Genomic DNA, 22,676 nt, shown 5'->3' on the forward strand with positions numbered 1-22,676 from the left:
TTAGGCTGACGTATCGTCATCCGGTTTCGCTTTGGGTTTCATCGTTGGCCGAAAAGCGGGTTTCGTAGACTTTACAGGTTCATCAACCGGTGTCTCTGGCTGATTGCTGGCATTCTTCTCCGAAACTAACTTCGTTTCTTGCTCTGGGTTTACCACATCAGGTGGCTTTGGCGCAGCGGCTGGTTTCATCGTCGGCCGAAAAGCCACTGGTTTGGGTTTTGGCGCTTCGGACGTTGGCGACGTATCAGTTACAGCCTCCTCGGGTTTTATTACCGATGGTTTCATGGTCGGTCGAAAACCGGCTGGCTTTGGCCTTTCTGGAACCGATGGCGCATCCGATTCCGTTGCCGCCGGTTTCATTGTTGGTTTAAACGCCGGTTTAGGTTTTGGTACGTCATTCTCTACCGTAGTATTCGGCTGATCAGGCGTTTCGACAGGCGGCTTCATCGTCGGTCTGAAGCCCGTGGGTTTTACAGGTGGTTTGGGCGGACCCGGCTCTTGACTCAATTCAGAACCAGCGTTGGCTTCAGTTGTGGGAGTTTTTGGTGGATCAACCACATTCGGTTTCATGCTCGGCCGGAACGCTTTTGGTGGAGCGCTTGGCTTTGGCGTTACGGGCGGTGCTATTTCTTTTCCTGTTTGACCTTCAGCCGGTACGTCTGTTAACCGCGTTGTTGGCATTGGCGCAGGCTCAAAAACCGGATGCTTCGTTATTTCCAGACCACCCTGCGCAATATGTTGCATTTCCTCGGGTGTCGCATCCGTCAGCGGATGTTCTATAGCTGAACCTTCGGAGTTAGCCGGTTCTACAGGGAGTGTTTTTGCCGCAGGCTTAGCCGTTGGTCGAAACACAGGGCGGGGAGGATTAACTGCCGGTTCAACTGGCGTCTGAATGTCATTGCTTGGTTGAGCCGATTCGGGGCCTTTGGCCACTCCCTGTGCTTTCGCTGCGATCTTAGCAGCTTCTTTCTCCTGAAGGAATTGTTCGTACAAAGACCGCTTTTCATCAGCCTGCTCGGGCGTCAAATCCGAGAAATGGTAGGTCAACGCGCCTAACTCAAATTCGCTATAGTCGAATTTCTTATCCATCGTCAGGCATTCGGTCGGACAAACTACTGTGCAAAGGCCGCAATAGCAGCACTTGGCCATGTCAATGTCGAACGTAGCGGCATACAATCGAATCGGTGATCCATCAGAGGCACGACCTACTTCTTCAGTGGCTTTAATCGCATCAATGGTTATGCAGTCAACGGGGCAAACCTTAGCACATTTATCGCAAACAATGCAGTCATCAATCTGATTACGAAGTTGATAACGGCCATTATCGGGAATAGGCAGTTGCTCATGCGGATACTGAAGCGTAACCAAGCCGTTTTGCAGATCAAAATAATTTTCACTGGCCACTCCCTCCGGTGTTCGGCGCTTCGTTGCGTTTCGTATATGCCTTAGTGTCAGACTCAGCCCCTTAAGGGTTGTTCTGATTCCAGCTTGTATGTCTTGAAAATAGGACATTTTTAAAGAGTGAAAGGGCGAAAGGAATTACGCAAAAAACACTCTTTCGCTCCATCGCTAAATTTTGGGAAAACGATCCGGTTCAGCCTCGCTCATGATGGCATAGATCGTTTCAATTATATCATCAACGTTTGGTTTCGAAAAATAATCACCATCAGAGCCATAAGGTGTGCGGTGAGCTTTTGCGGATAATGTACGGGGCGCCGAATCCAGATAGTGATAAGCATTTTGCTTCTCAACAACTTGCTGCATCATGTAAGCTGACGCACCACCGGGGACATCTTCGTCGGCAAAAAGTACCCGATTCGTTTTTTTAATTGATTCAATAATACTGTGGTGAACGTCGAACGGTAACAACGTTTGTACATCAATCACTTCAATACTGATGCCCATCTGCGCCAGTTGGGCAGCCGCTTCCATAACAAGGCGGCACATAGAACCATACGTCACCACGGTAACATCGGAGCCGGAACGTAGTGTTTCCGGCACACCCAAAGGCAAATAGAATTCGGCGAGATTATCGGGCAATAACTCCTTCAGGCGGTATCCATTCAATGACTCTATCAGCAAGGCAGGATCGTCACCTTTGATAAGTGTATTGTAAAAACCAGCGGCCTGGGTCATGTTACGTGGCACTAGCACGTGTAATCCCCGCAAACTGCCGAGCATAGCTCCCATTGGTGAACCTGAATGCCAAATACCTTCTAAGCGATGGCCGCGTGTTCGAATAATGAGTGGCGCCTTTTGACCACCTTTTGTTCGGTAGAGCAGCGTTGCCAGATCGTCGGTTAGCGTCGCTAAGGTATAATAGACATAATCGAAGTACTGAATTTCGACAATGGGACGTAAACCGCGCATTGCCAAACCAATACCCTGCCCAATGATAGTAGTTTCCCGAATGCCAGTATCTGTAATACGTATTTCGCCGTATTTTTCTTGTAAACCCGCAAAGCCCTGGTTTACATCGCCAATTTTCCCTACGTCTTCACCCAGAGCCACCACACGGGGGTCGCGGGCAAACAGATTATCAAAATAGCGTTGAAGCAGTAGGTATCCATCAACTGCCACGCTTTCGTCAGTATATTGTGCCGGTACGCCCTCAATTAGCATAGGCGAATCGGGTGATTCACTATACAAATGTGAATTATAGCGATCGTTATTTTCGGCGTTTGTCCGATCCAGCCAAGCTTGCAACCGTTGACGAGCCGCACTCGTATCCGTTCGCATGATACGTAACGCCTTACGAACGGCCGCAACCGCATCACGACGTACAGGGGTAAAGGTTTTTCGTAATTCTTCCCGTACCGCCATCAGTTCGGCTGATTTAGCGTTATGACGGGCCGCTTGCTGGAGTAAGTTGATCGCTTCGTCAAAATCGCTTTTCATAGATTCCTGAAAGGCATTCCAGGCGTCAAGACGCGCTTTTTTGGCCGTCTGCTTTGCTTCTGCCTCAATGACTTCCAGTTCTTCGTTGGTAGCATAACCGTTTTCCAGAATCCACTGCCGAAAAATCCGGTTACAATCATGTTCAGCCTCCCAGTCTAGCCGTTCTTTCGACTTATAGCGCTCGTGTGAACCGGAAGATGAGTGGCCTTGAGGCTGGGTTAGCTCCTGTACATGAACTAGAACCGGAACGTGTTCAGTCCGACAAATATGAGCGGCTTGCTGATACGTTTCCAGTAGTGCTACGTAGTCCCAACCCTTTACAGTAAAAATTTCAAATCCTTTATCGTCGGCATCCCGTTGGAAACCAGCTAGGGCTTTCGAGATGCTACCCTTAACCGTCTGATATTCGACGGGTACTGATATGCCATAGCCATCATCCCAAACTGAGGTTAACAGTGGGACTTGCAACACGCCCGCAGCATTCATCGTCTCCCAAAACATACCCTGCGAGGTCGACGCGTCACCAATCGTAGCAAAAACTATCTCGTTACCATTACGTGAAAATTTAGTTAATTCGCTAAGATCAACATTTTCACGGAAGAGTTTTGAAGCATAGGCCAACCCAAGTGCGCGGGGAATCTGGCCAGCGGTAGGAGAAATATCACAAACAGAATTAAAGAGTTCGGTCTGATTACGCCATAATCCTTGCTCGTCGAGCCATCGCGTAGCATAGTGCCCATTCATCGACCGGCCTGCCGTATTAGGATCGGCCTCAATATCGGTGTGGGCATATAACTGGGCAAAAAACTCTGACCAGCGTAGTTCGCCTAAGGCCGCAACAAAGGTCTGGTCACGATAATAGCCTGATCGAAAATCACCCCTTTCAAATGCATGAGCCGCTGCCATTTGCGCCAATTCCTTGCCGTCGCCGAATATGCCGAACTTAGCACGCCCCCCCATTACATCGCGCCGACCTAACAAACTAACCTGTCGACTCTCGAAAGCCAGTCGGTAGTCCGATAGGATTTTTTCACGACTAAGAATATCAGTCGAGCGGAGTTGTTCGTTTGCTATCACAACAGAGCCACGGGTTGAAATCGTCTAACAATCTATTTATCGATGAAGTAGCTACCACTAGTTGCACCAGTGATTAAGCAAAAGTAAAAGTAAGGCAAAACAAGACAGCTTTCAAAAAAACGATTTTTTGAGTTTCTTTGTTAGGCAAATGGTAACTAATGCTTTTATTGGTACCTGGTTGCTCAGAATATGTGTATCACTTTTAGTATTTTAACAATCAAACCATAATTCCGTTTAGTCCGATGAAAAAGATTTTTTCACTTTTCGTAGCTTTATTTGTGTTTGTCGCAGTTGGCTACGCCCAGAAAGGGGTACTGAAATTTGCTAAGGAAACGCATGACTTCGGCAAAGTTGAACAAGGAAAGCCAGTAACGTTTGTATTTGAATTCAAGAATACAGGAACCGATCCGGTTATCATTAACGATGCACAAGCTTCCTGCGGTTGTACCAAGCCAAGTTTCTCGCGTGAGCCCGTACTTCCAGGCAAAACGGGTTCAATTTCGGCTACCTACAACGCTGCTTCGGCTGGCCAGTTCACCAAATCTGTTACGGTAACGAGCAATGCAGAAGGTGGTAGTTCGGTCCTCTATCTGAAGGGCGAAGTAGTTCCTCAGAAAGAAGCCGCAACGGCGGCTGCCCCAACTGGCGCACCTGCATCTAAAGACAAGAAAAAAACTTCACGCTAAGCTTTTGAAGGGTTAATAGTGTAGTTAAAAAAGGCATCTGGTTGTTTACCAGATGCCTTTTTTTTGTGCGTTTATTTCTATCATCATGCTTGGCAACCGATTGACAAACCCGGCATCCGTTCTTACGATATCGTTTCTTTATGGCCTGATTATCATCTAGTTTTATGGTGTCTTTTGACTTATTCTCTTCATGACTCCGCCCCAACGCCGGTAAATCTTTCTCCTGATAACACGGCATTTTTTCTGTTTTATTTCACCAGTTGTCGAGTTGCTTTTCCAGGTAACGTAGATAGCTCCTTTCTACCTAAACTATGTTTTTTATTGTCATTGGCATTTTGGCGCTTGTCGTCGGATTTGCCATTAATACGCCTGCGCTGACATTCTCGCGCTATTCCAGGCCAGCTAAAGTAGTTGGCGTAATTTTACTATTAATGGGCATTCTAACCTCTGGCGTGCGGCAAATAGACGCCGGTCAGGTGGGGGTTATATCGCTGTTTGGCAACGTTAGTGACCGAGCTTTAGGCTCTGGACTAAACTTTGTTAATCCGTTAGCTAATGTAACTGAGTTCGATATAAAAACGCAAAACTACACGATGTCGGCCTCTCATGACGAGGGTCAGCGGTCGGGCGACGATGCGATACGAGTCTTAACAGCTGATGGTCTGGAAGTTGTGATCGATTTAACGGTACTTTACCGGGTAGTATCTGACGATGCGCCTAGAATTTACAGAGAAATCGGCCCAGATTATATGGACAAGATTGTGCGTCCTATTACACGTACCCGCATTCGGGATAATGCAGTTTATTATGATGCCATCGCCTTATACTCAACTCGTCGTGATGAATTTCAAACTCGAATCTATAAAACCATTGAGGCTGACTTTCGAAAGCGGGGTTTACTGCTCGAGCAATTATTAATTCGAAATATTGACTTACCCGCATCCGTCAAAAAGACGATTGAATCAAAAATCAATGCCGAGCAGGATGCGCAAAAAATGCAGTTTGTGCTGCAAAAAGAACGCCAGGAAGCCGAACGGAAACGAGTAGAAGCCCAGGGCATAGCCGATTACCAGAAAATTTTATCTACAGGGCTAAGCGATAAGCAATTGCAATACGAACAGATTAAAGCCCAGCGTGAACTGGCAGCATCGCCTAACGCCAAAATCGTGATTATGGGCGGCCGCGGAAACGTACCATTAATTCTGAATGATAAGTAATGGCATGACTATCATGTGCTAACAATAGTCCATGTAGACAGAAATAGTCAATACAGGTTTTATTAAGCCATATCGGTTTGACAAAATCTGTTTTTCACTCATCCTTTTTCAACCTCGAATTTCGGGAACGTATTGGATTAGCAGACATCTTCGCGCTCACTTACTATTTAACGTGAAGTCAACGCCATTAGCCAGGCTTTGCAAGTTTCAGGCCAGGTAGTGAGTGAGCCAAATTTTGCCGTGCGCAATCCATAACCATGCCCACCAGTTGGATAGAGATGCATCTCAGCTGGAACGCCATTTTTTAAGCATGCCAGGTAATAATTGATGCTATTTTCAACGGGAACAGACTTATCATCCTCTGAATGAACGAGAAACGTAGGCGGTGTTTGATTAGTTACCTGTAACTCATTAGAGTAATAAGCTATTAGTTCAGGTGAATTTTTCAATGTACCCAATAAATTGTCGCGAGAGCCTGTATGCGCCTTTTCACCGAACGTCACTACAGGATAAAGCAGAATAGCAAAATTGGGTTTCGACTGTTCATTCGCTTTTGGGCCACGGTGATAGTGTGTGGCAAGCGTGGCGGCTAAATGTCCACCAGCGGAGAAACCCATCACGCCTATCTTATCAGATTTAATACCGTATCGAGCCGCATTCTGTCGAATTAAGACCATGCCTTGCATAGCGTCCATCAACGGGACTTCCTGCTGGTTCGTCATAATAGCTGGGTTTGGCAAACGATATTTTAATACAAAAGCAGCCACGCCCATGCGATTAAACCATTGTGCCACTTCTTCACCTTCGTGTCCTGAAGCCAGAAGGGCATAGCCGCCCCCAGGACAAATCATAACAGCCGCTCCGGTCGCTTTTTCCTTCGATGGCAAATAAGCCGTAATTGTAGGCACCGATACGTTACTGACACGTAATATGTCACCTCCTGTTTCTGACTTTTCGGTAATCTGCGCTCCAGCAATAGCATTTGGAATGGCCCCATCTGGCCAAAGCTTGATAACTTCCTGCGATAACGCGATTTGGGGTAGCACAATAGCAATAAAAATAGTAATGAACAAGAAGCGCATAATTTACTGACAAACGGAGAAACCGATACGTATTAAAACGGAAAAAGCCGACCAACCGGTCGGCTCTACTCATATTTCTACTTCTCCATCATCAGACGACATTTTTTCATTAGTACCACCGTGCAGTACATCAATAAGTTCTTTTACGCGATAAACGGTTGTATTGTATTTGTTCCCGAGGATAATAATAACATATTCATCTTTCGGACTAAACCAGAACATTGAATTATACCCTTTCCACCAACCAGAGTGATAGATATATTCGGGTTGATTGAGGTCGTTTAGCATCATTCGGAAGCCATATCCATAATTCTTAGCGCCCTTTCGTTCAAAGCTACGTGGCACAAATGCTTCAGCAAGGCTCTTTTTTTGCAAAAGACATTCTCCATTCAGGGCGCGATACCACCGAAATAGATCACCAGTAGTTGAATAAATTCCCTTATCGCCAACGACATCATCATAGTAATCCTTGGGAATTCGTCGATTCCATTGATAACCGGCCGTTCGGTGATGATTGATCGAATCATTTTTGGTTGTGGCGACGAATGTTTGATGCATTCCCAGAGGCTCAAAGATATTTTTGTGAATAAATGTCTCGTAACTCTGTCCAGTTGCTTTCTCAATTATTGAAGCCAACACCATGTAGTTTGTATTGCTGTAACTAAATCCTCGACCCGGAATGTTATAAGCTTTAGGCGTTGGTTTCACCGTGGCAAACCAGTGCATGATGGTTGCGTTGGATGGATAGGGCTTCTCTTTTTTATAGAAATTCACCTTCATACTATCGTCGAAGGCATATTGATAATTTGGTAAACCACTACGGTGACTTAACAATTCGCGAATGGTGATACCATGATATGGGAAATCTGGATAAAACTTTTGGATGGTATCTTCAAAAGATAACTTGCCCGCTTCAATTAGTTTTAGCGTACCAACAGCGGTAAATGTCTTTGACAGGGAGGCTAACTGAAACTTGGAGTCATCAACTAACGTATCACGTTGATTTCGCTCGAAATGCCCCAACCCAAAACAGTGTTTATAAAGAACCAGCCCTTTTTGAGCAACTAATACGTTGCCATTTAAGCCACTTCGCACCTTCTGGCGGAAAATCTCTTCGATCTGCCGAGTCTTTTCATCAGCATTGATTTGCCGACGAATTTTTGTTTGTTGATTGGCCGTCAGTGCCTGTTCGTCAGCACAATTACGCAATGCATTCGCCGAACGGTTCAAGTCGGTCTGGGAATTTGACCCACATGAGAAGCCTAACCCTATAACTACTAGTATACTAACCCAACTACAGGCTTTATTTATTCGCACCATCCTCACCCACGTATTTCACTTTTGATTTAATCAAACTTCCACAAAAATAAACATTGCTTAACAGCAACCAACTGATCAATGCGTTAAATAATGGGAAAGCTTTTTAATGGTCAGAAAGTGTATTTGCTCTGAGGAGAAACTGTTCAATAACTATATAAGACTTATTTACCACGTCCCTGTGCCATCACCCGAAGAGTCTGAGCGATAATCCACATATCAAAAAAGAATGAACGGCGTTTAGGATAGATCAGATCGTAGCGCAACCGTTGCACCATTTCTTCGACACTAGCCGCGTATCCATATTTGATTTGCCCGATGGAGGTAATACCTGGCTTCACTTCTAATAAAGAGCGGTACTCTGGAGCAATTTCAATAATCTGGTCAATAAAAAACTGCCTCTCCGGCCGTGGCCCTACTACCGACATATCCCCTTTTAGTACGTTATAAAATTGAGGTATTTCATCGAGTCGAGTTTGTCGCATAAATCGCCCCCACGGCGTAATACGGTTATCAAGCAGTCCACCCGATAAAACAGGGCCCGACTGTTCTGCATTCGTATACATACTTCGGAACTTGTATATTTTAAAAGGTTTACCACCTTGTCCAATACGTTCCTGAGCATAAAAGGTTGGACCAGCCGAAGTAAGCTTTGTTATTGCCGCCAGAAGGAAAAATATGGGCATACCCAAGCCAAGGGCCGCTACGGAAAACAGAATGTCAAATGACCGCTTGAAGATGTTTACCTGAAAATCTGACAATACTTGTGAAGAAAGGTTCAGCACTGGCAAAAAATCATGATATTCCACTGATGCCCCACGCGCCAGAAATCCTCTGAAGTCAACCAATATCTTTACCTGATAATTACCAGCTTCTGCGTGGTCAGCAATAACCTTTAGCCTGTCATTATCCATATACGTCAAACAACAGTAAATACAGTCTATACTTTCCTTTTCTACATAGCTTAACAATTCGTTATAAGTTCCCTTGATTAGTCCTACATTTTCGGGCGTGGGCTGATCAAAGTAGCCATGAAATCGGAAGCCCATTTCAGGATGTGTCTCATAGAAACTATGAATTGAAGCAGCCAATTTACCATAGCCTACAATAACATACCGCCGCGTGTTGTAACCCCGAGCTCTATATTCACGCAAAAAAACTAGTCCTGCTATGCGAAGAGCCGCCCCCAAGCTTAGAAATAGAGCGTACGTTATCACTAAATGCTCCCTGGAGTAATAATAGCCTCTGATAGCTACCCAATACATGGAAATAACTGCTATATGAATAGCAGTCAATAGCAACATTTTTTTTAGGAGATGGCCAGCTTTAAATAATTGTCGGGGGAAAACATAAGGTTTAAGTATCAAAACTTCAATCAGCCAGATCAGATTGAAGAGCAACCAAAGTGAGGTATAAGGCGGTGTTGAAACGCCCTCAATTGTCTGAAATTTAAGCAGATAAGCCCCTACAAAAGCTACATTTAGGCTCAGTGAATCAACAATTACATGAAGTGGAAAAAACAGTATAGAATAGCGATGCCTCATATCTGCCCGATTTACTTGTCTATGTCTATTGTTAGACAGACCCTAAACGCTAAAGTAGCGCATTCAAGATAATTAGTTTCACTAAGAGCCTAGAAATTAGACCGAAAAGTAATGATAAATCTTCGTTTATAAAAGCCGCTTCATCGGTTCTATAAAATCTCCAAGATGTTTGGTGATAGATTATATAGTTGCCTCTGAAAGAAAAAGATACTGCTATAGTTCACTTTGGATTGCCTTACAGCAAAGCACTCATTTAGCTTGATTTGCAGTCCACATTTTTCGTATGCTGATATATGTACCAACACTGTTTTGATAAAGTGTGCCAGAGTCAACAGCAATATTTCCTGTAAGCTGAAGTCCGCCTAAAACGTTTAAAGGAGCTACTACGCTAGCATAGCCAGAAAACTGTGTACGGATTGGAGAATATGGGGAGTTATATGTACCCAAGTTACGACTGTATGACAGTTTTATCTGATAAGCAATAGGCCCTGATAATGCACGGCCATGTAGAGGCAGACTACCTGCTAATCCCGTATGGAATACATAAACCCGATTATTTGATGTAAACGTACCATACGGATATTGATCCCTCGGCCCTAATGCAGGTGGAATAAACGGTGTACCAATTGTGTGTTGCCGATAAGCCCAACCATCCCGAAATTGCTGGTGATTAAAATAGTCATCCTTACCACGACGTTGAGGATCGTCAATTATAAATTCAGGACCGCCCTGATTTGTCGTGTTTAGAAATTCAAACAAAATGTCCCGAACAATCGCATTGGGGTCATTCCGACGTATTCGAACGCCATTCAGGCCATCAACAACATTAGTAAGTAAAAACAACGATCCATCATCATACACACTCTGCCGATATATGTAAAGCATATGCCTTACCAAGTCAATCTCAATAGCCACATCTACCGAACCGAGGTGATTACCAACTCGATTGGTCAAGTCAAAATAGTTATATTGTGAGGTATCAGTCTGTTTAGGATAAAGGGCAGACACTACATACCAGTAATTCTGCAAGCCTGATGGCAACTTACCATCAGCTTGAATAGTTGATGGCACATTGGCAGGGTCCGCTACCCTCCCCCCCCATACTACTTGATGATTTAGCCCACCGTAAGCTCTAACAACGTCTCGTGGCCGCCCTAATCGTAGATACAGCGACTTCTGATGCAGCATGGTATTATCAATGTAGCCATTTGCATCCAAATAGCCGTGCGCGAAGGTACCCTGAACGGCGAGCCAGCCTTTCGTGAACCCAATTGGCATGAAAGTTGGGATCGAAAGTTGAATTTTAGGGACAGGCATTGCATTACCTGACCAAGCATATGAGCCTGTAGATAATACAGAGTCAGCCAGGCCAAATTTCTCGCGTCTACGGCCAATGTAAAGCTCCCACATGCCCCGTCGAACTTTCACATAGGCTTCAGGAAGTAGTACGTTGTGTTCATAAGATAGCCCGTTCTGAGTGCCATTGACAACTGCATTAAACCCGTAACCGACATCAAATTTAGAGTCTCGCCACCGGCCATTATTGTACCGATTGGTGTCATAAGCGCTATATAAACCTGCTCGAAACGTCGCCACAGGTGATCTATTCGGAACGATACCATACTGATTAGCTCTCAGCCAGAACGGTGTTTCAGTTGATGAAGACAGATAAGTACCAACTTCGGCGAAGTATTGAGTAGGTTTACGAATAGGCTGAGCTTGTAAATAAGAAGAAGCAACTATAAAAATAATAAATACATATAAGAAACCTGACTTTGAGCAAGTATGCATTGAATGTCGGGTAGAGTGAGAAGAACTATTTCACAATAATAATACCTTCATTTAATCTTTATCACTAAGTCACTTATCTTTTTAAAATATACTTACATAAAAGATAGCTAAAAGAAATGACCCATGCTATTTAGCATTGGTCATTTCGAGGTATATATTAATTACATTTATTTCTTTACAATTCGACTGGCAGCTTTCTGCTGGTTAGCTTCTAGAATAGGAATATACACGCCCGAAGATATAAACTGTGGTTTCCATTCTACCTTGTGGTGCCCTGCAGACTGGTTTTCGTCCTGCAGCAACTGACCTACAATTTTACCCTGCGTATCCGTAATCCATAGATTTACTTTGCCGTCAGCCGGTAAATAGTAATCTATCGTAGTAGAATGTTCAAAGGGGTTTGGGAAGGCCGCAAGCTGTAGGCGAGTATCACCTTCTTTACCGATATAAACTGGCTTAATATTAGCACTGAACGTACTACCTGTACGAGCTTCAAATCCTGGCAACAACGTAATTGAGCCTCCCGCTCTATATTCTACTATTGTCGAAGCACTTACTATATTAGCAGCGTCTATAGTTGTTACAGCCTGTTCAAGATAGTGACCTGCTTTTTCGTAGCTTATCTGAACACGTAACGATTGTTGGGGCGTCTGTCCTACGCTAATCAGCGTTATACAGCACCCTAGTATTACTAGTAGGAGTCGCATCTTATTTACGAGATTTAGCATTCAGTTTGTTGATGCGTTGCTCCAATTTATTGCTTTTTTGCGTCAGTGCATCGTTCTGCTTTTTTAGAGCAATGACGTATAAAGTCAACTCTTCCACTTTTTCGAGTAGTTTCGCCTGCATTTTCCCAACATCTACTCCTTCTTTAACAACTTCTTCGGCTGATAACACACCAGGCAGGTGTTTTTCACGATTGATGTAGTTTTCTACTTCACTTAAGCTCCGGAGTTGGTAGCTTGGATCAAACACCTTATCACTCCAATCATTAGTACTCTTCACCGCCACTTTCACTTTTTCGGTCAGAATCCCATCCGCGACGTAGAGACGGTAACCTGCCGGGGTCTTACTAACGCCTGGACCAATTACTACTCCACCAGCATTTATATTCTGTAAGTTTTCTCCATTTGTTTGCCACAAACTTTCCGTCTCAGCACCCACACGACCTGAACCGTTAATACTGCCTAGAACAACATCACCCTGACTGTTAACTGTTAAAAACTTAGTCTGATTAAGGGCTGTTGCTGTAGTTCCTAAATTAGTTAATCGTAGCCCTGAAACACCAGATGCGCCTGAGACGACTTCCAACTTGGTAGCTGGAGCTGTTGTACCAATACCGACATTAAGATTGTTACCAAGAATTAATGCATTTGATATAGTAACCTCCGCATTATAACCGATTGCCACTGAATTATTGATATCGCTGGCAGATTTTGGGGCAGAAGCACCAACACCAATAAATGTGTTATTTGAGCCAGTAGTTATATTATAACCAGCGTATCGTCCAATATTGGTATTATTGTTGCCAATAGTGTTGTTGTTCCCTGCGCCATCACCAATAGCAGTATTCCCTAATCCAGTCGTTGTCGAAACTCCAGCAACATTACCCATATACAAATTATAGCTGCCTGTTGTATTACTATTTCCCGCACTCTGTCCTAAAAATAGATTACCTATACCGGTAGTATTATTAGTTCCTGCAGCAAAGCCCAAAAATACATTATAACTACCAGACTGATTATTCTTACCTGCACTATGACCTATAAACGTATTGGATTGGCCAGTATTAATAATACCCGTGTAGGCTCCGAGGAACGTGTTTTGTGGAGCTGTACCATTTGATGAGCCGGACAGTGCCCCTATAAAAGTATTTTCATACCCACTGGTATTTCCTCCCCCAGCATCTGCACCAGCGAATGTATTATTATTACCCTGCTGGTTTGTATACCCAGCTCCCGAGCCAAAAAAAGCATTGTGATGACCACTAGTATTAAAATAGCCAGATCGGTCGCCAGTAAACACATTATTGTATCCACTGGAATTTGTGAAACCACTTGATGCCCCTAGAAATGTATTATTGCTTCCACCCGAGTTACTATATCCTGAACTAAAGCCTAAAAAAGAATTTTGCTGCCCAGATGAGTTCTGATTTCCAGAGGATGCCCCCAAGAAAACATTTTGCGTACCTGACATATTCAACGTACCCGTACCTCGGCCAATAAATAGATTGCTAGCCCCACTCATATTCATATTACCCGCTCCTACACCAATAACTGTATTATCGGAACCAGGCGTAGATGAAGGCGTCGTGGCAACGTAGTTTGTCTGGGCCCAACCAGTTGTATATGTTAGAACCCACAATATCAAAAGAACGTATATATTATTTTTCATATGATAAAACATTTGCTCAAAAAAAAGTAACCGTTGAAATACAATAATGAGTAAATATATTATCTATATTTAGTAATTACCATATTAATAAATTAGAATTTTATTGAAAGCCCTCTAAAGTTCAATCTTCATTGGTGGTAGCCTAAGTAAGCCATGACTTCGAACACCTCCCTGATCTCCTTAACCAATAAATACGTTTTTGCCAGTTTAGAGAACTCACTCACATTGGACTCCTACTAGGAATGGCGCTCGATAGCTATTGTCTTACTGAAGTCTAAGCTATATAAAGTAGTCGAAAAGTGCAAAATACCCAGTAGGTTTATATTTCTTGCACTCGCCACTACTTCACTTAAGATAAACACCAAAGACAATTTATCAATCTATTCATATGAGTTGACAGGACACAGGGGATAATCGCTCAGCGTGGATTATTGCATATAAGTTCAGAAAGCATATTTTCAAAGCGGGACAAGATATCCTTTTTACTCAAGTTTTTCTCGGCATATTTACGAGCATTAAAGCGATAATAGTCCAATTTTGAGGAATTTAAAGCTTTAAGAATTGTGTTAGCGAGTTCCTCACTCTCCTCTGGTTCAACAACCCAACCTAACTGATTATCAACAATAACACTACTGAGTGATGAAATTCTTTTAGCAGAAACAATAGCTACCCCTCCTACAGCTAGTATATTTACTAACTTAGAGGGCATAACTAAATCAGATGTAGCTCGTTTTTGAATTACCAGATGTATATCTGCCATAGACAACATCCGAGGTAGATCTGCGTAAAGAACAGGCGGCAAGAAACGTATATTTTTCAATCCCTTATCTTCCGCTTGCTGTACTAATTTTTTTCTAGCAACTCCTTCACCCACAATTACAAGTATTATATTAGCATATTGAATCAGATAGTTAGCAACCTCAATCAGAATCTCCAAGCCCTGTTTCTCACCTATATTACCTGAGTAAAGCACAATTTTATCGGTTGTACTGAATCCTAGTTCCGATCGAAGTGATTCTTGAATAGACAAGGGAGCAAATGTATCTATATCCACCCAATTTTCATTCATACGATATCGCTTTATTGGCGTTCCTTTAGAGAGAATATTACGTTTCATACCTTCGCTTATGCTCGATACAAAGTCAGAGTTACGTAATAAGTATTGTTCTATTCCAGCTAAGAAGTTTAGTAAGCGTTTGTTTTTAATTAGCCCTAGATTTCTGGCTGTATCAACTTGTAAGTCCTGAATATGGAATACGAATGGGGACCGCTTAAGTCGGCTAAATATGTACGGCATTAAACCGGCTTGAAGCGGTGGACAGACACCAATCAAAACATCATAGCGCTTAAATAGTAATCTTGACAAATGAATTAAAGAACTTAAAGCAAATGATAACTCATGCAGGATTCGGTTTTTACTAGTAACCCGTTTAGGTATGTATAATGGAGTGCGATACACTGTCAAGTTCCCTACTTTCTCTGTAAACCAACCTTTACCTTGGTATTCAGCCCTAGTTTTCCACTCCGGATAATATGGATAAGCCGTAATCACATCTACATAGTGCCCATGGTCAGCAAGCCACTGAGCTAATTCCCCATTAAAACGCCCAGATCCGGCAACCTCTGGAGAATAGCTAATACTATACAGTAAAATATGCATGAAGTAAAGTCAAGTCAAGCTATATTAAGAATCTGTTTTAGCAAACCCAAAGCTAGCAACATGCGCCCAATTAGTTTTCTGCCTAATGATTGAGGACTTTTAAGAGTCATTTCTGTAGGACTAGCGTTATTGTTATGACGACGAAAACCAGACAATTTTTCAGGTATAAACATCACCCGAAAAAGGGAATTAGCCAATAACCCTAGCCAAACGTCTTGATAAATTAGATACTTGGTTGCCCGATGTGTTTCTTTAGGGAAAGGTAAGGCCCGTTTAAGTACAGAACGGCGAAAAGCCATGCAATTTCCTAAATAAGTATTTTTCAGAAAATTTTTTAAAATGCCAGGACCAGAGTGAAAGGTTTCGAAAAACGATTTTCCAAACGCTTTGCCAGCTTCGTCAATAAAATCACAATCACTCACAACCAAATCATAATCTTGCAGATATACTAACATTGTTTCTATCTTACTCGGAAACCAAATATCATCTTGATCCGACAAAAAAATTATGTCACCTGTGGCATAACGCAACGCATTTTCAAAATTACAGACTGGGGAACGTTGATCAGGATTAGTTAATATTAAAATACGTGAATCTGCTACTTGTCGAATTTGAGTTAATGTATCATCAGTAGAGGAATCATCTGAAATAATTAACTCATCAGCAGGTAGCGACTGAGCTAATATTGAAACTAATTGCTCTCGAATAAATCGACCTCCATTATAGGTGGCTATGCAAACACTAATACGAGTCATTCCAATACCTACTGGTTAATTAACTTTAAAAATTAGTCATTTAAAACTTAATAAGACAATAAAGAAGCTGGATATTCTAACAATTTTCGTAGAAAAAAGAATGTTTTCAAAATCACCTAAAGATTTGAAGTGATTTTTTGAAGTAAATCACACAAATACTTTACCACGCATAATCATTAGAATAACAAGAATTACAAACATGTAAAATAACTCTTCTAGTTTTTAACGGATATATTTAAATGTTGCTGGTACTTCTCGAAGACAAATGTTCGAATCTTGCTTATGAATTTTTCTTCATCAAACGTTTCCGCATGTTTACGAATAAAACTGGGATTGAAGTACTGTTCGAATACTTCATACTGTTTTATCGCATTGATTAAATCATCAACTGTTTGATGTGAAAAAAAAACTCCTGTTGAATAGGATGGATCATTTCTAACAGGAATCTGAGTTGCTAAAACCCCCCCTGCACCATAAGCTATGACAGGACGGCCCGCAGCATTAGCTTCTAAAGGTGTGATCCCATAGTCCTCATGTTGTGGAAAAATAAATGCCCTACAACCAGCATATACATCCGCTAATTCTTGAGCCGACAAGCCACTCATAAAGATTATATTCTGATTCGCACGACTCTTAATTTCATTTGCTTGTACACCTTTACCAACAATTACCAGGGGATAACCCAATTGATTAAATGCCTCTACTACCAAATCTACTTTTTTATAATATTCTAATCGAGAAACAACTAGAAAGTAACCTTTGGGCTTCTCAGAAACGTAAAATTTTTTCGTATTAACAGGCGGATAGATAACTTCAATAGGTTTATTAATTTGATAAAAAGTGTTAATGCGTTGCGCAGTTTCTTCCGTATTAGCTATATAATAGTCTGGACGCTGTGCTGCTTTAAAATCAATAGACCGCATTATTTTAACCGCGCTATCAAAAATCAATCGTTTAAAACCTGTAGACCGAACGTATTGAGCGTAGGAGGTGGGATCCCAAGCCAACCGAAATGGTGTATGACAATAATTAATAACTAGTGCTGAAGGATTCAATTTAATATATTTACCACAATGAGTCGATGATATAAGAACAACGTCAAACTTGGTTAAATCATGAGCTTGCATTGCCCAAATACCCATTGGAAAAAACAAATTCTTCATTGTATCATCTGTCTTGGCAATATATTGTAGCCAAGTCGTTCGAATGTCACAATCTCGAAATTCCGAAAATGTCAATTTAGGCTGATAACACTGCGTATAAATGGGCGCCGTTGGAAAAGCTTTATGGAAACATAAAGCTACTTGCTCAGCTCCTGCCCGACACATTAATCCATCTTGTACTAAAGCAATTTCCATAATAAAAACATAATTTTGCGCTCAAGTAATTCAATCAGAATCAATGACGCAATTAAGCAACTTGATCTTACGGAGCCAATACTTTGAAAATAATTAGTATATAATATAGACACTATTAAATGCTTATCTAAGCAATTATAGAATGTTAAACTGTATTTATAATAGAAATAAATCTAGTTATTATTGAGGGCCAACTAAACTCTTTAGCTCTGGCTTTGCCAAGCTCAATCAAGTTTAATCTTATTTTTTCATCAGACATCACCAAATCTATGCCTTTACTTATACTCTCTGTGTCAAAAGGGTCTATATAATGTGCAGCATTGCCACACACTTCAGGCATGCTCGCTACTGATGAAGCTACTACAGGACATTCACAAGCCATTGCTTCAAGTGGTGGCAACCCAAAACCTTCGTAAATAGAAGGAAATACTAATAAAGTCGCTAAGTTATATATCAAAGGCAAATCATTCACGGAAACATAACCAGTGAAATGCACATGGGACCTTAAAAGTTTATTTTGCTCAATTAACTTATATACTTCCTTGTCTCCAGTAATAAAACCTTCTTTTTTACCCACTATAACTAAACGTAATTCTGGATGATCTCTAACTATCTTTAAAAACGCTTCTAATAATTTTGTCAAATTTTTATTAGGTTTAACGTTACCTACGAATAATACAAACTTGTCTGGTAAGTGAAGTTTTTGAGCTGCTACAATCTTAGTATTATTACTTAAAACTTTAATAAATCTGTCAGCATCAATACCAACATATAGAACACTAATCTTGTCTGCTCTAGAATTAGTAAATTTAATAATTTCACTTTTTGAAAATTCTGAGTCGGTCAACACCATTTCAGAGAGTCTAACAGCGCTATTTAACAAAACTTTAGCATACAAAACCTTGAATACATTTAAAGTTTTACTGTATGCTAAATGATAGGTATCGTGTATAGTCACAATTCTTTTTTTCGCTAGTATGGGTAATAAAGGTATATTGTAATGCGGTGACCAGAATATATCGCACATTGGAATCAAAAACGGCAAGTAGAATTGTTCTTTAAGAGAATAAATTGGTAAATTCACGTCGATTACTTTGTAAATAGCATTTTTATCAAACTTAGTTTCTATATCTTTTTTAATCCCTATTAATATAATGTTATAATTTTTTTCAGAAATTAAGCCTCTAACTAAATACTCAATATATACACCTATACCCGAATTATTAAGCATGCGAACATCAATAACTATTGTTTTCTGTGTCATGATTACTGTTTAATAATGTACACTCACTTATATATTTAGTTTGTTTTCCTACTACGCAGCCAATTAATGCTAAAATTACTCTTTTTTACTTTCCATTTTACCTTACTGCGTAATATAAAGTTCACAAAGAAATACACAGGCAAAGTAAAAAAACATGTAAGAAAAGCGCAGAAGACGCCAAAAGTTAACTCCATTGGAATTGCACTAAGGTGATTAGCAATACAAGCTGTTAAAACAAAAGAAAAGGCAGAAGAGAACTGCTTATTAAAGAAGTTATATCTGGAGTAGGCATAAATAGTACCGACAAAAGCACTATAAATGAATGCCCCATAATATCCAAAATATATCTGTCCCTCTATATAATAGGGAGTATTAGGGCCAGCAACAATAGCGTTATAGTTATTAATAATGTTCCTTATCATAACATTTCCATTAGCTTCTATACCTGGTACAATCCTCAAAAAGGATAAAATTCCATTAAATAAATAAGCAGGATAATCCCAAAAATGATACTGGGCGAAATACTGCTCGTTAACTGGTTGATAAAAATAAAGCGTTGAATCTGCACCCATCAATAATCTTGTAACATAATTTATAAGTGATTCTTCTAAACCCCCAACCTCTTTTCTATATATGAGAAAAGGAAGAGACGCTGCAAGAAGAAGAACAATAGGAGTAATGAATCTTATAATCAATCTAATTTTATTATTCTGCTTAAATAGAGGTTGATTAGTTATAAATCCAATTATAACTGCAATGTATATCAAAGCCCCCTTAGCTCCAGATAGAGAGCTTAAAAATATAACAATTATTAATAATACAACATCACTATACTTTGGTTTAGAAAATAACAGAAAAATCAGTCCAGTAAATAAAAAACTACCTACCCCTATATTAATCTGCGTTAGAATTGCAAAGCCAATCTCCGGGTTTTCGACTTTAGCTCTACTAGGATCATCAGCTAAAAGTGCGAATCCAGTAGTGTAAAATAGTGCCATATTTGCGAAAAAATATAACGCTAAAAGTAAATATAGAATTATTCTAAAAATATAATAATCAGGAAAGGACGACGATAAAATCGTCGGCGTTGTCTTACTAACTTGGAACTTGTAACTTGTTAAAGCAAAACCTAAAAAAAAGAAGGAATGACACAAAAAAAAATGTACCGCAAACTCACCTTGCGTTACTCCTAAAGTGTTAACGACTAATACGCTAGAAAAGGATAATGTGAAGACGTATATAAAAAGCGGGTCCAGCAAAGAATATATATACCTTTTAAAAAAAAGCAAATAAATACCAAAGAAAAGAGCTGCTTGGGTAAAAATTAGAGAAAAATCATCAATATCTATAACATATCTCATAACTATTCATTTGAAAGACGTTAAAATCTTAATAAGTATCTAATAGTTAATTCAAATTATTAAATTTATTAAAAAATAAATGCTGGACATTTTTCGGTTAAGAATATCAAATCGAAAATAGAATGAATAAAATTCGAATCTTTTAAATAGGTTTTACAAAAATAAAATATATAATGGAAATATTTATCATAATGATTAATAATTTACTGTTTATTAAAAGACAATCTCACGACCGGCTTACTTTATAAAAACTAGCGATTTAAATAATTAACACTGATATCCATCCAAAAACAAATTGAAGCAAACTTAAAAAAAATAATTTTAGAAACTAAAGAATAAAAAGAAACCGACTTCCTTAGATTTAATATTTGGCAAAGCATAGTTTAACAATTGTGAAAATACGTTTAAACTGTCCTCTAAAAATTCGGTTTGCTATCGTAGCCAAAAGCCCTAATCTAACAATAAAATTTGTAAAAAGACCATTATATTTAGATGCATATAACAATTTGCTTCGCACACTATAATAATCGGACATTTCGCTTTTCTGTTTTTTTTTATAATTAGCATTCACGCTTGCGCCAACTTTATGATAAATAATAGCGTTTTTAGTGTAACTTATACCCCATCCTTTTTTCCTTCCCCGAGCACACCAATCAAGTTCTTCATAGTAAAAAAAGTAATCCTCTGCTAAAAGGCCTACTTCATAAACAAATTCAGGCTTTACGAGCATACATGCACCACTTATGTAATCAAGCCGTTCACTGCTTTTAATATGTTCTGTATTTACTGGCAGACCATCACCCACTTGTCTTATGAAGCCCAATAATTCATTATAAATGCCTCCCCCTAAACATTGAATTATATTTGGCTCATTGTAATACAATAACTTTCCGCCTACAATACCTATCTTATCAGACGCTTGATATTGCTGATGGCATTTCACTAACTCATTTAACGAATTAGCTGTAACTAATGTATCATTGTTAAGTAACCAATAATACTCTGCATCTCCCTGCGCTTTTGCGTAACTCAGGCCCAAATTATTACCTGCGCTAAAACCTCTATTCGATTTAGCCTTTATAATTGTTAAATCCCATTGAATTGATAACTTATTTAATAACTCCGGATCATCCTCATTGAATAAATGATATTGAATTGGTTTCTGAGCAAATGGTTTAGCCAAAGTATCAAGTAATTGATTATGTTCTTCTATTATTGCTTTACCTGTTGCCCAATTTTGTATAATATCAATAGAATTATCAGGAGAGCAATTATCTATTAGTATAATATGATAGTTGAGGTACGATATTTTGAACACACTCTCCAAACAAGAGATAGTATCAAATGCACCACAATAATTGAGTATAATTATATATACCTTAGGCATGTTACATCTTAAAAGTTCTTTTACCTAAATTAGCTTTCCACCCATCGTGAAGCCCTTTTATAAATAGAAGCAATCGAACTTTCTTCTTGTTCTCTAAAAAAATGATTTTAAAGAAGTCTTTCAATATTTCTTTAAAAAATATATACTTTGTCTCTAGGCTTACCAATTCATATTTTTTTATAGAGAAAATACCATTTCTAGTTTTATAATAAATCCGTAAGGGGTTATGCGACCCCCAATAAATTGGCAATCTATAACCTAAAATCTTTACCTGTTTTTGCTTTCCTAATTTATGGTCAAGCTGAATACTATTTATTTCTGTAATAGTATAACCATATTTCTTTAAACGAAAGCAATATTCATGATCTACAGAGTCAATAAATAATTCGTTCATAAAATGACCGCATTCTTTATAAGCTGATAAGTTCAACAAATTACCTGACGTTATGGTATATGGCACTATTCTTACCGTATTATCAAAAAGCTGAGGATTACATTGGCTAGCAATTATACCAAGTTTTTCAATACCGTGTTGATTTACATAAGCCAACATTTTTTGAATGCCATCAGAGGGAAAGTATGTATCATCATCCATAGTTAATAGAAATTGATATCCGAATCTTATAGCCATATTTGCAGCCTGGTTCAACGCATAGGCTACACCCAAGTTACTGCCATTATAAATATAAGTTATATTGGAAATCATCTTTATTTTTTCAACTAGCTCATAATTTACCTTTTCCGAGTTGTCAATTACAAAAAGATGATTTATCTGGTCTATATAACTATGTATATTTTTAATTACTTGCATATTAGAGTTGTACAGTATAACTGATCCAGCAATGCTATATTTATCAAATGCCATGGTAGAAACTTATACAAATG

Annotated in this window: 17 protein-coding genes; 2 read left to right on the forward strand and 15 right to left on the reverse strand. The window is 39.8% G+C overall.

Going from position 1 to position 22,676, the window contains the following annotated elements; translation table 11 throughout:
- Positions 1-1,512 (reverse strand): 4Fe-4S dicluster domain-containing protein, encoded by a 1,512-nt coding sequence (locus BM202_RS16395; RefSeq protein ID WP_093827937.1) that lies wholly within the window; start codon positions 1,510-1,512, stop codon positions 1-3.
- A 57-nt stretch (positions 1,513-1,569) separates the two neighbouring features.
- Complete coding sequence (locus tag BM202_RS16400) at positions 1,570-3,975, reverse strand: alpha-ketoacid dehydrogenase subunit alpha/beta (RefSeq protein WP_093827939.1); 2,406 nt, start codon at positions 3,973-3,975, stop codon at positions 1,570-1,572.
- 242 nt (positions 3,976-4,217) lie between these two features.
- Between BM202_RS16400 and BM202_RS16405 the strand changes: the two genes are divergently transcribed.
- Together BM202_RS16405 and BM202_RS16410 are read left to right on the forward strand one after the other, a co-directional pair.
- Positions 4,218-4,661, forward strand: a complete 444-nt coding sequence (locus tag BM202_RS16405) for a DUF1573 domain-containing protein (protein WP_093827941.1) — start codon at positions 4,218-4,220, stop codon at positions 4,659-4,661.
- A 311-nt stretch (positions 4,662-4,972) separates the two neighbouring features.
- On the forward strand, positions 4,973-5,878 hold the full coding sequence (locus BM202_RS16410; protein ID WP_093827943.1) for a prohibitin family protein: 906 nt from the start codon (positions 4,973-4,975) through the stop codon (positions 5,876-5,878).
- A gap of 167 nt (positions 5,879-6,045) precedes the next feature.
- Here the strand turns inward: BM202_RS16410 and BM202_RS16415 are convergent, their stop codons facing one another.
- The 13 genes from BM202_RS16415 to BM202_RS16475 all read right to left on the reverse strand — a co-directional run bounded on the left by BM202_RS16415 (position 6,046) and on the right by BM202_RS16475 (position 22,656).
- The gene (locus BM202_RS16415) at positions 6,046-6,960 is read right to left on the reverse strand and encodes an alpha/beta hydrolase (RefSeq protein ID WP_093827945.1); all 915 of its coding nucleotides are present in this window, start codon (positions 6,958-6,960) and stop codon (positions 6,046-6,048) included.
- 69 nt (positions 6,961-7,029) lie between these two features.
- The gene (locus BM202_RS16420) at positions 7,030-8,280 is read right to left on the reverse strand and encodes a serine hydrolase domain-containing protein (RefSeq protein WP_093827947.1); all 1,251 of its coding nucleotides are present in this window, start codon (positions 8,278-8,280) and stop codon (positions 7,030-7,032) included.
- 161 nt (positions 8,281-8,441) lie between these two features.
- Positions 8,442-9,821, reverse strand: a complete 1,380-nt coding sequence (locus BM202_RS16425) for a sugar transferase (RefSeq protein WP_093827949.1) — start codon at positions 9,819-9,821, stop codon at positions 8,442-8,444.
- Positions 9,822-10,070: 249 nt separating this feature from the next.
- A complete protein-coding gene (locus BM202_RS16430) occupies positions 10,071-11,612 on the reverse strand; it encodes a capsule assembly Wzi family protein (RefSeq protein ID WP_093827950.1) in 1,542 nt (513 codons plus the stop codon).
- Positions 11,613-11,779: 167 nt separating this feature from the next.
- A complete protein-coding gene (locus BM202_RS16435; protein ID WP_245776684.1) occupies positions 11,780-12,340 on the reverse strand; it encodes a T9SS type A sorting domain-containing protein in 561 nt (186 codons plus the stop codon).
- Complete coding sequence (locus BM202_RS16440; RefSeq protein WP_245776685.1) at positions 12,321-14,006, reverse strand: autotransporter outer membrane beta-barrel domain-containing protein; 1,686 nt, start codon at positions 14,004-14,006, stop codon at positions 12,321-12,323. The genes BM202_RS16435 and BM202_RS16440 overlap by 20 nt, the downstream gene beginning before the upstream one ends.
- A gap of 418 nt (positions 14,007-14,424) precedes the next feature.
- Complete coding sequence (locus BM202_RS16445) at positions 14,425-15,666, reverse strand: WcaI family glycosyltransferase (RefSeq protein ID WP_093827952.1); 1,242 nt, start codon at positions 15,664-15,666, stop codon at positions 14,425-14,427.
- Between the two features lie 14 nt (positions 15,667-15,680).
- A complete protein-coding gene (locus BM202_RS16450) occupies positions 15,681-16,421 on the reverse strand; it encodes a glycosyltransferase family 2 protein (protein ID WP_093827954.1) in 741 nt (246 codons plus the stop codon).
- 215 nt (positions 16,422-16,636) lie between these two features.
- A complete protein-coding gene (locus BM202_RS16455; protein WP_245776686.1) occupies positions 16,637-17,779 on the reverse strand; it encodes a glycosyltransferase in 1,143 nt (380 codons plus the stop codon).
- A 145-nt stretch (positions 17,780-17,924) separates the two neighbouring features.
- A complete protein-coding gene (locus BM202_RS16460; RefSeq protein ID WP_093827956.1) occupies positions 17,925-19,043 on the reverse strand; it encodes a glycosyltransferase family 4 protein in 1,119 nt (372 codons plus the stop codon).
- Positions 19,044-19,078: 35 nt separating this feature from the next.
- Positions 19,079-20,404: an oligosaccharide repeat unit polymerase gene (locus BM202_RS16465; RefSeq protein WP_093827958.1), complete on the reverse strand. Its 1,326-nt coding sequence runs from the start codon at positions 20,402-20,404 to the stop codon at positions 19,079-19,081.
- A 361-nt stretch (positions 20,405-20,765) separates the two neighbouring features.
- The gene (locus BM202_RS16470; RefSeq protein WP_093827960.1) at positions 20,766-21,791 is read right to left on the reverse strand and encodes a glycosyltransferase family 2 protein; all 1,026 of its coding nucleotides are present in this window, start codon (positions 21,789-21,791) and stop codon (positions 20,766-20,768) included.
- Position 21,792: 1 nt separating this feature from the next.
- Positions 21,793-22,656, reverse strand: coding sequence for a glycosyltransferase (locus BM202_RS16475; RefSeq protein WP_093827962.1), 864 nt, complete (start codon positions 22,654-22,656; stop codon positions 21,793-21,795).
- Between the last annotated feature and the right edge of the window lie 20 nt (positions 22,657-22,676).

Source organism: Spirosoma endophyticum, from assembly GCF_900112365.1.
Taxonomy (GTDB): domain Bacteria; phylum Bacteroidota; class Bacteroidia; order Cytophagales; family Spirosomataceae; genus Spirosoma; species Spirosoma endophyticum.

Excerpts from the sequence above, each read along its gene's own strand:
- BM202_RS16405 (WP_093827941.1), top strand. The coding sequence starts at position 4,218 with ATGAAAAAGATTTTTTCACTTTTCGTAGCTTTATTTGTGTTTGTCGCA.
- BM202_RS16440 (WP_245776685.1), bottom strand. The coding sequence starts at position 14,006 with ATGAAAAATAATATATACGTTCTTTTGATATTGTGGGTTCTAACATAT.
- BM202_RS16420 (WP_093827947.1), bottom strand. The coding sequence starts at position 8,280 with ATGGTGCGAATAAATAAAGCCTGTAGTTGGGTTAGTATACTAGTAGTT.
- BM202_RS16430 (WP_093827950.1), bottom strand. The coding sequence starts at position 11,612 with ATGCATACTTGCTCAAAGTCAGGTTTCTTATATGTATTTATTATTTTT.
- BM202_RS16445 (WP_093827952.1), bottom strand. The coding sequence starts at position 15,666 with ATGCATATTTTACTGTATAGTATTAGCTATTCTCCAGAGGTTGCCGGA.
- BM202_RS16465 (WP_093827958.1), bottom strand. The coding sequence starts at position 20,404 with ATGAGATATGTTATAGATATTGATGATTTTTCTCTAATTTTTACCCAA.
- BM202_RS16435 (WP_245776684.1), bottom strand. The coding sequence starts at position 12,340 with ATGCTAAATCTCGTAAATAAGATGCGACTCCTACTAGTAATACTAGGG.
- BM202_RS16415 (WP_093827945.1), bottom strand. The coding sequence starts at position 6,960 with ATGCGCTTCTTGTTCATTACTATTTTTATTGCTATTGTGCTACCCCAA.
- BM202_RS16470 (WP_093827960.1), bottom strand. The coding sequence starts at position 21,791 with ATGCCTAAGGTATATATAATTATACTCAATTATTGTGGTGCATTTGAT.
- BM202_RS16425 (WP_093827949.1), bottom strand. The coding sequence starts at position 9,821 with ATGAGGCATCGCTATTCTATACTGTTTTTTCCACTTCATGTAATTGTT.
- BM202_RS16395 (WP_093827937.1), bottom strand. The coding sequence starts at position 1,512 with ATGTCCTATTTTCAAGACATACAAGCTGGAATCAGAACAACCCTTAAG.
- BM202_RS16410 (WP_093827943.1), top strand. The coding sequence starts at position 4,973 with ATGTTTTTTATTGTCATTGGCATTTTGGCGCTTGTCGTCGGATTTGCC.
- BM202_RS16460 (WP_093827956.1), bottom strand. The coding sequence starts at position 19,043 with ATGACACAGAAAACAATAGTTATTGATGTTCGCATGCTTAATAATTCG.
- BM202_RS16450 (WP_093827954.1), bottom strand. The coding sequence starts at position 16,421 with ATGACTCGTATTAGTGTTTGCATAGCCACCTATAATGGAGGTCGATTT.
- BM202_RS16475 (WP_093827962.1), bottom strand. The coding sequence starts at position 22,656 with ATGGCATTTGATAAATATAGCATTGCTGGATCAGTTATACTGTACAAC.
- BM202_RS16455 (WP_245776686.1), bottom strand. The coding sequence starts at position 17,779 with ATGGAAATTGCTTTAGTACAAGATGGATTAATGTGTCGGGCAGGAGCT.